The organism is Brevundimonas fluminis (genome assembly GCF_003934285.1).
GTDB classification, from domain to species: domain Bacteria; phylum Pseudomonadota; class Alphaproteobacteria; order Caulobacterales; family Caulobacteraceae; genus Brevundimonas; species Brevundimonas fluminis.
The window spans coordinates 228478-240368 of the sequence record NZ_RQWJ01000002.1 but is presented as its reverse complement, the minus strand read 5'-3'; the positions used below and the strand labels follow the sequence as shown (position 1 = coordinate 240368).

Sequence of the window (11891 nt, the reverse complement as noted above, 5' to 3'; positions counted from 1 at the left end):
ACCCTTTGGAGTTTCAGCTTGACCTTATGGACTTCGCCGCGACCTACAGCCGCGTCCTGAGCGACCAGAGTTCCGGGAAGCAGCGGCGCGACAGGGTTTCGGCCAGATAGGCGACGCCGGCGGTGCCGCCGGTGCCCATGCGCCGGCCGATGATCCGCTCGACCGTCACCACGTGCTTGTGCCGCCAGGTCAGCAGGGCGTCGTCCAGATCGACCAGCTTCTCGGCCAGCTGATACAGGTCCCAGAACTCGCGCGGGCGGCGGTAGACCTCCAGCCAGGCGTCCTCGACCTCAGGGCTAGGTTCATAGGGACGCGAGACGTCGCGGTTCAGCACCGCGGCCGGGACCCGCAGGCCCGAGGCGGCGAGGCGGCTCAGGGCGTCGTCATAAAGGCTGGGCGCGTCCATCGCCGCCTTCAACGCCGCATGGGCGTGGGGCCGGCCGACGTGAAACTTCAGGAATTTCTCGTCCTTCAGACCCAGCATGGCCTCGAAGCGGCGGAACTGGTCGCTCTGAAAGCCGGAGGACGAGCCCAGAACCTCGCGGAAGTTCAGGTAGTCGGCCGGAGTCATGGTGGCCAGAACGTCCCAGCTCTGGGTCATCACGGCCTGGATGCGGCTGATGCGGGCCAGACTCTTGTAGGCCGGCACCAGATCCCCCGCGCGAACCAGGGCCTGCGCCAGCGCCACCTCGTGCAGCATCTGCTTGAGCCACAGCTCCTTGGTCTGGTGGATGACCACGAACAGCATTTCGTCGTGCTGCTCGGAGAGAGGCTTCTGGGCCGACAGCAGGACGTCGAGATCCAGATAGCCGGCGTAGGTCATGTCGCGCGCGTCGGTCATGGCGCCTTGTCGCGTCCGCGCCGCACGGGCGCAAGACTCACAGCCAGCCGCGTCGCTTGAACCAGGCCAGCGGCAGGACGGCGGAGACGACCATTGCGACCAGCGCCGCCGGATAGGCCCACGGCCGGGCCAGTTCGGGCATGTGGTCGAAATTCATGCCGTAGATCGAGGCGATCAGCGTCGGCGGCAGGAAGGCGACGGCGGCGACCGAGAAGATCTTGATGATCGACGACTGCTGGATGTTGATCAGGCCCAGCGCCGCATTCAGCTGGAAGTCGATGGAGGCCGCGACGGCGTGATTGTGGTCGGTCAGGCTCCGCGCGTCGCGGGTCAGCGAGGCGAGATGTTCGCGCGCCTCCGGATCCTTCTCGACCCGGTCGTCCAGGCCGAGGAAGACGAAGGCCCGCATCAGACCCGCAAGGCTTTGCTCAAGCCGGGCGTTGGCCAGACGGGCCCGCCCCAGACGGTTGATGAAGGGCTCGAAACTGGTGGCGCGGCCGCGCTCGGCGAAGATTTCCTCTCCGACCTCCTGCACCCGGGCGACGCTGCGCGAGAGCACGTCGGAGGTGCGGTCGATGACCATCTCGAAGAGATGGAGGGCGAGGCCGGGCGCCGTGGCGCAGGCGGTCTCGTCGCGCCCCAGCGCGGCCTCCAGCATCGCGAACGGACGGGGATCGAAATAGCGGATGGTCACCAGCGGTCCCGGGGTGACCACGAAGGTCACCGGGTCGAGAAACGGGACCTCCTCGTCGCCGCGATGAAGCAGGTCGACCGTGACGTAGGTGGCGCCGCGCTCACGGTAGAAGCGGCTGGACGCCTCCAGCGCGGCCATCTCCTCGCGGGTGGGCAGGGGCAATCCCCCCAGCGCCCGCTCGATCGACAGCTCCTCCTCGCGGGTCGGGGCGACCAGATCGATCCAGAGCACGTCCGGGTCGATCGTGCCGGGCGACGACGCCTCAATGGCGCGGCATCCCTTTTCGCCGCGCCGGTGGAGCCGGATCATGTGCGGGGGATCAGCCCAGGGCGGACGGCAGGGAGGCGATCAGCGTGGAGCCGCCCAGACGCTCGTTGTGGACGAAGCCGTAGACCGGATAGACCGACGAGCCGAGGTCATTGATCGGGGCGTACCAGACCTTGACCGCGCTCCAGTCGCCGGCGTCGGAGACGTCGGCGACGGTGACGTTCTCCTCGATCTTGCCGCGGCTGCCGCCCCAGTTGGCGTGGGTGATGCGGATGACGCGGTCGGTCAGGATCTCGGACACCACGGCGACGTGGCCGCGGGTCATGCGGCCGGTCGGGCGGAACACCAGGACGGAGCCCACCTCGGGCTCGCTGCCGGTGCGGTAATTGCCTTGGGCGCTCTGCCACCAGGTCCAGGCGTCGCCCCGGATCTCGATGCCCGAGGTCAGTCGGGCGAAGGTCACGCATTGCCAGTACGGCGCGTCGGCCCGGGCGATTTGTGGGGTCAGCGGTGAAAAACCGACGACCATTGCAACCAGGGCGACCGCGAGCCGTTTCAGCATGAGGCGTGCTTCGTTCTGTTGAACCGAGGCCTTGGGTAGCCGAATTCACCCCGCGGGGGAAACCCGGGCGGGCGATTTTTCCTGCCTGACTTTCGCGTGATCGGCGTCCCGCTCACGCTTCGGCAGCTTCCGAAGCCACGTGCGGGCGGGCTTTTCGACGAGATGGTGGGCGAGCGCGGCGGTCATCACGGCCCCCAGAACGATCCCCAGCCAGAGCGGAAGACCGAAGGTCTTGGATTCGGAGCCGGTCACCCGGGCGAGGCCGTTCACCGCCACCAGCGTCCACGGGATCAGCACCATGTACAGGGCGTAGGAAATCTCGCCCAGCCAGACGGCGAAACGGCTGGACAGGGGCCCGGCGCGGACGTTGTCCAGCGACCCGAGCGACAGGATCAGCAGACCGCCCAACAGGACGATCACGCCGTCCCAGATCTGGAGCGAGGCCGTGGCGAAGATCAGGACGACGGAGAGCGCCGACAGCAGACCGGGGCGCGGCACGCCGCCCTTCCGGTGGACGAGATAGAGCGCGCAACCCAGGGCGAAGCACGGCACGATGCGCAAGGCGCCCCAGCGAATGGTGGCCTGGGTGAGCGGGAAGCCGGCGAGGCTCTGGAAGACCACGTAGAGCGCCAGAAGCGCGGCGGAGGCCGCGGCGACCGCCAGCCACGGGCGGGCGCGCAGGGCCCACGCCCCGGCGGCGAAGACGGGAAAGGTCAGATAGGCGAACCATTCCGCCGAGATCGACCAGGACGGATGGTTGAAGGCCGCCTCGGGCGCCAGACCCCAGGCGTGCAGCATCAGCAGGTTGGCCGGCAGCGACGGCCAGTCGATGACCCGGGCCTGCATGGCGATGCCCGCCGCCGCGGCGCCAAGCGCCAACGCCATGACGCCCAGCAGGGTGACGAGATGAAGGGGATAGACCCGCGCGATCCGCGCCCAGAGGAAGCTGCGATAGCCGAACCGGCGGGTCCCGAACGCCTCCAGATAGACGTGACTGAGGATGAAGCCGGACAGGACGAAGAACAGCTCGACGCCCAGATAGCCCTTCGACGCCAGATGCGGCGTGAAGCCGACGTCCAGGAAGGGCCAGCAGGTATAGAGCACCACCCAGGCCGCCGCGACGAAGCGCAGCGCGGTCAGGGGGCGCAGGTCCGCCGGGGCGATCGGACCGGCTTCGTCGGGAGAGGGCACGGCGGTCATGCCGCCATCGTGCCCTCAAACCGCTTTGGGAAAGCTTAAGGCTGGTTCGCCGGCGTCGGCGCGTCGACCACGGGGCCGCTTTCGCCGGACGTCATGACGGCGGTGCGCGAGGCGGCGCAGCCCTGCAGCGTCTTGTCGCCGATCTCGACCCGCGCCGTCAGCGGGTAAAGCCGGTCGCTCATGCCGTCCGAGCAATCGGTGTCGATCAGGGTGACCGTGATCGCCCGGCCCTTGTCCGTCTGGCCGGTGAAGACGGCCATGGTCCCCATCAGCTGCACCTCCCCGCGCGGCGCGACCTCACGGGGGACGTCGACCCCCTCATAGGCGATGCCGTCCGGGCCGATGTCGACGCCCCAGAACGGCTCGGTTCCCAGCGCGCGGACCGGCTGACCCAGATCGACGCCGCCCAGCACGGGCGCGGGCTGCGGCGCCGGCGCGGGCTCCGGAGGCGGCGCGGGCTCGCCGCAGGCGGCGAGGGTCAGGACGGCGGACGAGAGCAGGATCAGACGCATGGGGAACTCCGGAAACCGGCGCCATCCGACGCGGACGGGGGACGCAGGTCAAGGGCGGTGGTTCGGGTTAGGGTGCGGGAATGACGAATCACGTCGCCGACAACGCGCCCGTCGCGTGGGAGTTCTTCGCGGGCGGCGGTCTGGCCGGGCTGGGTCTGCACGGCTGGCGCGTGGGCTTCGCCAACGATCTGGACCCGGCCAAGTCCCGCGCGTTTCGCAGCAACCACCCGGACGTTCCGTTCCATGAGGGCGACGTGAGCGCCCTCATGCCCCGCGACGTGCCGGGTCGGGCCGACCTCGCCTGGGCGTCGTCGCCTTGTCAGGACCTGAGCCTGGCCGGCGCGCGCGGCGGGCTGGCGGGCCGACGCTCGGGGGCCTTCTGGGGCTTCACGGATCTGATGCGCGCGCTGGAGGCCGAGGGGCGCGGGCCCGACCGGATCGTCGTCGAGAACGTCTGCGGCCTGCTGACCTCCGGCGGAGGCGCGGATTTCGCTGCCGTCTGCGCCGCGCTGGCCGAGGGAGGACGGCGCGTGGGGGCGCTGGAAATCGACGCGGCGCACTGGCTCCCGCAGTCGCGGCCGCGACTGTTCGTCGTCGGGGTGAGGGGAGTGGCCCCGCCGGAGGTCGCGGAGCCGGTCGCGCCGTTCCACTCGAGCCGGCTGATCGCGGCACACGACCGCTTGCCGGACGCCGTGAAGGCCAACTGGGCGTGGTGGGCTCTGGCCGCGCCGCCGCGCCGCAACCTGGATCTGTCGGGCGTGCTCGAGCCGGACGACCGCGTCGACTGGTTCCCGTCCGACCGGACGGCGGCGGCGCTGGCCCTGCTGTCGCCCCTTCACCGGCGGCGGCTGGAGGCGGAGCGGGCCTCGGGCGCACGGCGCGTGGCCGCGGGCTATCGCCGGGTGCGGATCGAGGAGGGCGTCCGGACCCAGCGGCTGGAACTGCGCTTCGACGGGTTGGCGGGTTGCCTGCGCACGCCGGCCGGGGGCTCCTCCCGCCAGATCGTGGCGGTGGTCGAGGGCGACCGGACGCGGTTGCGCTGGCTGACCCCGGTGGAGGCCGCGCGGCTGATGGGCGTGCCGGACGGCTATCGCCTGCCCGCGTCCGCCTCGGCCGGACTGAAGCTGATGGGCGACGCCGTGGCCGTGCCGGTGGTGCGCGCGCTGGCGGAAGGCCTGCTGAGGCCCGGGGCGGGGCGCCGCGCCGCGGCCTAGTCCTCCTCCCGCTCCCTGCCCGGATCGAGAGTGTTGTCGACGCGGTCGTCCCAGCCCTCGCGGGACGATTTGAACGCCAGCGCCATCAGACCCCAGGCGAGGGCCACGCTGCCGACCATGCCGAGGCCCAGCGCCACCCAGCCGTGCACCGACATGGCCGCCCCGCCGATGGCCCGCCACGCCGCGGCCGCGCCGAAGGTGGCCGCCGCCGCGGTCAGCAGCGCCAGAAGCAAGGTCAGAAAAAAACGGGCCAGACGCGAGGTCATGGCCCGTTCCCTAGTTCAGAATGCCGCCGAGGTCAGCGCCGGACCCACTGGCCCGAGGCGTTTCGCCACCACTGGCCCGACGAGATGCGGGGCTGGACGATGGTTTCGAAGGCGCGGGCGGCGGCCACGTCGACGCTGACGCCGGTCTCGGCGGCGGCGCGGGCGTAGGCGGCGCGGCGGCCGTCGTTGGTGACGCGCACGGCGGTCTGCAGGCCCGCGTCGGTCGAGGCGACGCGGAAGCCCAGATAGCCGTCGGACTGCTCGCCGACGGTGCCCTCGGCCTTGGCGCGGTCGACCAGCGCCTTCTGCTCGGCCGACTGGGCGAAGGCGGCGCCCGCCGCGGCGACGGCCAGGGCGGCCACGGCGGCGACGGCGACGAAGGTCTTGCGGAAGGTCATGGTCTCTCTCCCCCGGTCACGTTCAGAACAGGTTGGGGTTTTCCTGGAGCAACTGCTCCAGTTCGCGGTCCAGGCGGACGCGCACGTCGGCGTCCAGCTTGGCGTAGATCTGGATCGGATCGACCTGCAGCCGAACGGTCGGCGTGCAGGCGGCGATCGTCACCGCGGTCAGTCCGACGGCCAGGTGGGCGGCGGCGCGCTTCATGTCGAACTTCATGGGCGGTCATCCTGAAAGTGCGTTCGCCGCCATAAGGCCAAGCCAGGGATGAACGCGGTCTGAATGGGCGAACGCGACGGCCTCAATCGGAGTTCCCGTTCCCCTCCCGCGCCCGCTGCACGGCCAGCAGGTCGCTGATCAGCTGGTTGATGTTCAGGTCCACGTCCAGCGTCAGGTCGATGCCGGTGTCGGACGGCAGCGGCAGGTCGGTGCGGTTCAGGAAATCGCGGCGGATCAGCTCCAGCCAGCCCAGCCGCAGCTCCTGCCGCACGGGCGGGTCGTGGCGGCCGAGGATGTGGAAGCGCAGGGCCAGCCGGCCGCCGTCGGTGCTGTCCATGGCGGCGGTCAACTCGTCGAAGGCGAGGTTCTCCATGGCCTGATAGGCCAGCTGCTCGACCGCGCCCGGCGGGACGGCGTCGCCGCCGCCGCCGGCGTCGAGGCCGGACAGGGCCTCGCGCTGGATCGACAGGCGGCCGGGCTGGACGGAATAGAGGCTGCCGCCCTGCACCGTCGCGCCCTGCCCCGGGGTCCAGGTGAAGGGCACGCGGCCCGAGACGACGGCGTCGATCGCCACCCGGTCGGCCAGTCCCGTGGTCGAGATCAGGTCGCCGGTCTGGATGCGGTCCAGCACCAGCACGCCGGTCCAGGGCTGGTCCGGGGCCAGCGGCAGGGCCGTGGGCTCCAGCGTCACCGTGCCGCCCGCCGCGGCGACCGAGGCGGCGTCGAGGTTCAGCGTCGCCTTGTCCAGGTCGAAGGTCAGGGTCAGGTCCGTCGCGTCCGTCAGGGCCGCGACCTTCTCGATCGTCACCGACTGGTCCGCCGCGGTCTCCAGCGGGGCCAGGCCGGTCAGGCGGACGTTCCCGGACAGGCCCTCGACCGGGCCGGCCGGACTGTCGAAGTCGAGGTCGTCGAGGGTCAGGAGCCCGCCGCTGGTCCCGCCGTCGGGCTCGGCCGTCCAGTCGACGCGGCCGTCGAAGCGGACGCGGCCGGTCACCGGCGAGCGGATCAGTTCGGCGGCCAGCGGCGTCAGGTCCGAGGGCTGCAGGCCGTCTTCGGCGAAGATCAGGTCTTCCGAAACGATCTCCACGCCGCCGACGCCGGAGGGGCCGTCATGGGCGAGGGCCAGGCGGCCGACCGGCGCGCCTTCGCGGGAGAGGTCGAAGTCGCCGGTCCAGCGCTGACCACCCAGAGCGGCGCGGCCCGTGGCCTCCATCGGGTGGAAGCGCAGGGGGTCCGTGGCGTCGATCACGCGGGCGCGGTCGACGCCGACGGTCAGGCCCAGGCCCGCGGACGAGCCGCGCACGGCCAGGGGCCCCTGGGCGTCGGCGAAGCGCAGGGCGAGGAAGGGGGCGTGGGCGGAGACGTCGGTCAGCCGGCCGTCGACGCGCCAGCCGCCGTCCGCGACGGTCACGAGCGGTCGCCCGGCCGGACAAAGTCCGCCGGTCAGGTCGGTGACGTCGTTCTCGCCCAGCTCCAGCCGCTCGATCGACAGCGGCGTGCAGCGCGAGGCGGTGAAGGTCAGGCCCGCCGGAGTCGTCGCCAGCCGCCCGGCGGCGTCCAGCGTCACGCCGCGGCCGAGGCCGAAGTCCAGCGCGGCGCGGCCGGACAGGTCGGCCTGAAAGCCCGCGCCCGACATCCGCCAGCCGGACACGCGGACGCGGGCCTCGGGCAGGCCGCCGCCCTGAAGCGCCAGATCGAAGGCTCCGCGCGGCGCGGCGCCGGGCGCGGCGACCATGACCGGGCCCCCGGCCCGGGTCACCACCGCCGTCCCGCCCGAGCGCGGCCGGACGGTCACGCCGCGAGGCAGGTCCAGCGTCGTTCCACCCGGTCCGACCGCCAGCGACAGGGTGGGCGCGCCGAGGGAAAAATCCGACAGGGCCCGCTTGAGCGTCGCCAGCTCCGGCACGTCGTCACGGGCAGGGGCGCCCAGGATGGGCCAGCGCCCTCCGGACGCGGTCAAGGCGCCGCCGAAGCCCAGCCGCACCGGGCCGTCCATGACGACGTCCAGCGCGCCGCGCGAGGCGACGCCGGTCAGGGTCAGCCCACCCGCCTCGAACCCGGCGGCCCGCAGCAGGACGGGACCCGACGCCTCCACCGCGCCTCCGCGTCCGCCCAGCGTCAGATCGGCCGAGACCAGCGAAAGACCGCGTCCGCGGAAGCCGTCGGCCCGCAGCGTGGTCGACGCGAGGGTCATCGGGCCGTCCAGACGCCACAGCGGCGCGCCGTCGTCGAAGGCCAGACGGGCGCGGGCGCCGGACGCTCCGACGCGGGCCCCGGTCGCCTCGACGGGGCCGGCGACCGCGGCTCCGTCGACTTCCAGCGTGGTCAGGCCGCTCAGGGCGAACTCCTCGCCCGCGCCGGAGGCCTCGCCGACGAAGGACAGGGACGCGTCGATCCCGCGTCCCGACCACCCCCCCGCGGCGACGCGATCCAGCGAGACGGCGCCGTCCATCCGCACCGGACCGTCGGCCGAACGGCGACCGACGTCGGGGTAGGCCGCGACGCCCCGCAGGTTCAGCTTGAGTCCCGACCCGGAGACGCCCGGAAGGTCGACTTCGGTCGAAGCCAGGGTCAGGTCGAACCGCGTCCGGCCCTGGACCGTGGCGAGATCGACGCGTCCCTCGACGCCGCGCGCGAACCGGTCGCCGCGCCGGTAGTCCGCGGCAGGCAGCACGGCGTCGAGAGACGCCAGCTCGCCGTCCGTCACCCTCGCGTCGCCGAGCAGGGTCGTGCGGCCCCAGTCGGAATCCAGCCGGACCGTGGCCTTCTCCATCAGGATCACGGGCCCGACCTGATCGGTGCGCGCCGGGCGGCGGGCGAATTCGTCGATCAGCGGGTCCAGCCGTCCGAAGCTGAGACGCCGGCCCGTCCAGCGGGCCCGGACCACCGGCGCGACCAGCCGCACGCGCGTCGGCGTCGGTCCCATGCCGCCGGCCCGCCACGGCGCGCCGACGGTCCAGTCGATCTCGACCCGGGGGGCCGTGACCTGGGGGGCGTCCGGGTCGCCGAGCGTCACGGCTCCCACCATGCCGTTCAGCTCCAGCCGGTCGACGCGGACGTCCGCCTCCACCCCGCGCCGCTCCAGCCAGAAGACGACCGCCTCGCGCGCGAGGGTGCGGCGGCCCAGCCAGGCGGCCAAGGCGAGCACCAGCAGGATCGCGAGCACGGCGACCGCGACCCGCGCCGCGGCGACCCGACGTCGGCGGCGCGGCGCAGGGGGACGCTGTTCCGTTTCGGTCACGGTCACGGGCGCGGGCCAGAGGAGGCGTGCGCAGACGCCGTGGCGCTTCGGGCACGGCCAAGTGGCGCAAAGGTCACTTTCAATCCCGCGGCCAAGCCGGGCCTGAAGAAGGGGCGCCGGGCGCTGACGTTCACGTGCCGTTCTGCCGTTTTCACTGCCGGATCGCCTCGATGTTCTGTTCCCGAACCTTGGAAATACACAAGCCCGGCTTCCGGTTTAACGAATGGTAATGGAGATGCTTCACACAGGGTCCCCGAGAGGGTATAGGCGAGACGCGCTTCCGGGGGGACCGGGCCGGCGCGAACCTTGCTTCTTAGTGGTTTGGCGCCGCCGGGCGTCGTCGTTTGCCGGGTACCGATGGCTCAGTTCGATCCACGTCGCCAGCCCATGCGGTTGGCTCCTCACGTGTTCACCGTTCTGGCCGCCGTGGCCGTCACGCTGCTGGCCGGCAAGGTCTACCAGCCCGTCCGCGCCGAAACCCTCCCCCCGATGACCGCCGAGCAGCTGGAAGCGCTGGAGGCCCGCGCCATGGCCAACGCCGGCGCCCAGGCCGGCCTGACCGCGCCCGAGGCCGTCCCCGTCCAGATCCGCAGCGGCGAGACCTTCGAACAGGCCCTGCGCCGCACCGGCATCGGCGTGGCGGACGTCCAGGCCGTTGTCGCCACCATCGCCGGCGCCTTCGACGTCAGCCAGCTGCGCGCCGGCCTGAAGTTCGAGACCGCCATCGCCCGCCCGCGCGGCGGCCGGGGCGACACCCGCCTGATCGGCCTGACCATGCGCACCGGTCCGGCCAGCCAGCTGACCGTGTCGCGCACCTTCGACGGCGCCCTGCGCCTGCGCGCGCTGGAGGAGAAGGTCACGCACGAGACCGTGGTGCTGAAGAGCGAGGTCAAGGGCTCGCTCTATGCGACGGCCCAGCGCATGGGCGCCTCGGGCGCCGTGACCCGCAAGGCCGTGCAGCTGTTCTCGCACAAGTTCGACATGGACCGGGACATCAAGGGCTCCGACGAGTTCACCCTGGTCTTCGCCCGCACCGTCACCGAGACGGGCCGCGTGGTCGAGACCGGCGAGCTGCTCTACGCCGAGCTGAAGGGCCAGGTCTTCTATCGCTACAAGCCCGTGGGCGGCGGAGAGACCCAGTATTTCGACGCCTCGGGCAAGAACACCCGCTCGGCCTTCATGCGCACGCCGCTGGCCGGCGGCTATCGCATGAGCTCCTCGTTCGGGTATCGCCGTCACCCGATCTCGGGCTATCGCCGGATGCACCAGGGCATCGACTTCGCCGCCGGCACCGGCACGCCGATCGTGGCCCCCGCCGACGGCGTGGTGGTCGAGGCGCGGCGCTGGGGCGGCTACGGCAACTGGCTGCGCATCCGCCACTCGAACGGTCTTGAGTCCGGCTACGGCCACCTGTCGCGCTATGCGCCCGGCATCCGCGCCGGCCAACGCGTGCGTCAGGGACAGGTCGTCGCCTACGTCGGCTCGACCGGCGCCTCCACCGGCCCGCACCTGCACTATGAGATCTGGCGCAACGGACAGCGGATCAATCCGGCCGGGGTGAAGACCCAGGAAGGCACGATCCTGTCGGGCGCCGAGCTGACCGCCTTCCGGGCCGAGAAGGCCCGCATCGACCGCATCATCCTGGCCGGCGGCGAGCGCCGCGCGGGTCAGGCCTCCCAGCTGGTCGCGCCCAAGGCCTGAACTCCGCGCATCTCCGACACCACGTCGACCAGCCGGGCCAGATCGCCCGGGGTCGACAGCCGGTGGTCGCCTTCCGGGACCAGTTCCAGCCGCACCGGCGCGGAAGGCAGCCGCTCCAGCAGCGCGACCTGATGGGTCCACGGAACCACGTCGTCCCTGCGACCCTGCAGCACGTGCACCGGACAGGCGATCGGAATATCCGCGTCCAGCAGCGTCCAGTCGCGCGCCTCGTCGAACATGCGGCGCGTCAGGGCATAGCGGCCCAGCCCCGGCTCCTCGATCTCGGCCCGGCCGTCGCGCAGGATGGCCTGCCGCACGTGATCCTCCAGCGAGGGCCACATCAGCCGGTCGGTGAAGTCGGGCGCCGGATTGATCAGCACCAGTCCCGACATGCGCTCCGGCCGCGCCTGCGCCAGCAGCAGGGCCACCCACCCGCCCATCGACGAGCCGACCGGCAGCACCGGCCCCTGAAGATGATCGACGAGGGCGATCGCGTCCTCACGCCAGCGGCCGACGGTGGCCCGTTCCCAGTCGCCGGACGAGACGCCGTGGGCGAAGTGGTCGTAGCGGACGAAGTTCCAGCCGCGGGTCCGCGCCGCTGCGTCGAGAGCCAGCGCCTTGGTCCCCTCCATGTCGGAGCGGAAGCCGCCGATCCACAGCACGGTGGGGCCGTCGCCGACGACGCGCCGGAATGCCAGGGTTTCGCCGTCGGGGCGGGTCAGGCGTTCGATCTCGCTCATGGCCGCCTTGTGCCCCGACTTCCCGGCGCCGTCACCCT

12 protein-coding genes are annotated in these 11891 nt (G+C 72.0%); 2 read left to right on the top strand and 10 right to left on the bottom strand.

Features of this window, described 5'->3' with window-relative positions:
* Window positions 1-43: 43 nt before the first annotated feature.
* From EFJ44_RS01640 to EFJ44_RS01620, 5 genes are read right to left on the bottom strand one after another with little or no spacing between them, the layout of a single operon-like run.
* The gene (locus tag EFJ44_RS01640) at window positions 44-841 is read right to left on the bottom strand and encodes a tryptophan 2,3-dioxygenase (protein ID WP_125255445.1); all 798 of its coding nucleotides are present in this window, start codon (window positions 839-841) and stop codon (window positions 44-46) included.
* 37 nt (window positions 842-878) lie between these two features.
* Window positions 879-1844 carry a magnesium transporter CorA family protein gene (locus EFJ44_RS01635; RefSeq protein ID WP_125255444.1) on the bottom strand — a complete coding sequence of 322 codons (966 nt, stop codon included), beginning with the start codon at window positions 1842-1844 and terminating at the stop codon, window positions 879-881.
* Window positions 1845-1854: 10 nt separating this feature from the next.
* A complete protein-coding gene (locus EFJ44_RS01630; protein WP_125255443.1) occupies window positions 1855-2364 on the bottom strand; it encodes a CHAP domain-containing protein in 510 nt (169 codons plus the stop codon).
* Between the two features lie 45 nt (window positions 2365-2409).
* Window positions 2410-3564, bottom strand: coding sequence for an acyltransferase family protein (locus EFJ44_RS01625; protein ID WP_125255442.1), 1155 nt, complete (start codon window positions 3562-3564; stop codon window positions 2410-2412).
* A 35-nt stretch (window positions 3565-3599) separates the two neighbouring features.
* On the bottom strand, window positions 3600-4076 hold the full coding sequence (locus EFJ44_RS01620) for a COG3650 family protein (RefSeq protein WP_125255441.1): 477 nt from the start codon (window positions 4074-4076) through the stop codon (window positions 3600-3602).
* Between the two features lie 80 nt (window positions 4077-4156).
* Between EFJ44_RS01620 and EFJ44_RS01615 the strand changes: the two genes are divergently transcribed.
* On the top strand, window positions 4157-5290 hold the full coding sequence (locus tag EFJ44_RS01615; protein WP_125255440.1) for a DNA cytosine methyltransferase: 1134 nt from the start codon (window positions 4157-4159) through the stop codon (window positions 5288-5290).
* Here the strand turns inward: EFJ44_RS01615 and EFJ44_RS01610 are convergent.
* From EFJ44_RS01610 to EFJ44_RS01595, 4 genes are all read right to left on the bottom strand, one after another.
* On the bottom strand, window positions 5287-5556 hold the full coding sequence (locus EFJ44_RS01610; RefSeq protein WP_125255439.1) for a hypothetical protein: 270 nt from the start codon (window positions 5554-5556) through the stop codon (window positions 5287-5289). The two genes, EFJ44_RS01615 and EFJ44_RS01610, sit on opposite strands and share 4 nt — an antisense overlap.
* 32 nt (window positions 5557-5588) lie before the next feature.
* Window positions 5589-5954, bottom strand: coding sequence for a DUF1318 domain-containing protein (locus tag EFJ44_RS01605; protein WP_125255438.1), 366 nt, complete (start codon window positions 5952-5954; stop codon window positions 5589-5591).
* Window positions 5955-5976: 22 nt separating this feature from the next.
* Window positions 5977-6171, bottom strand: coding sequence for a YnbE family lipoprotein (locus tag EFJ44_RS01600; protein WP_241209638.1), 195 nt, complete (start codon window positions 6169-6171; stop codon window positions 5977-5979).
* Between the two features lie 82 nt (window positions 6172-6253).
* Complete coding sequence (locus tag EFJ44_RS01595; protein WP_125255437.1) at window positions 6254-9418, bottom strand: intermembrane phospholipid transport protein YdbH family protein; 3165 nt, start codon at window positions 9416-9418, stop codon at window positions 6254-6256.
* Window positions 9419-9769: 351 nt separating this feature from the next.
* Here EFJ44_RS01595 and EFJ44_RS01590 point away from each other — a divergent pair, with 351 nt between their 5' ends.
* Window positions 9770-11113 (top strand): M23 family metallopeptidase, encoded by a 1344-nt coding sequence (locus EFJ44_RS01590; protein ID WP_125255436.1) that lies wholly within the window; start codon window positions 9770-9772, stop codon window positions 11111-11113.
* Here EFJ44_RS01590 and EFJ44_RS01585 read toward each other — a convergent pair.
* Window positions 11080-11853, bottom strand: a complete 774-nt coding sequence (locus EFJ44_RS01585) for an alpha/beta fold hydrolase (protein WP_125255435.1) — start codon at window positions 11851-11853, stop codon at window positions 11080-11082. The genes EFJ44_RS01590 and EFJ44_RS01585 overlap by 34 nt on opposite strands.
* Window positions 11854-11891: the final 38 nt, after the last annotated feature.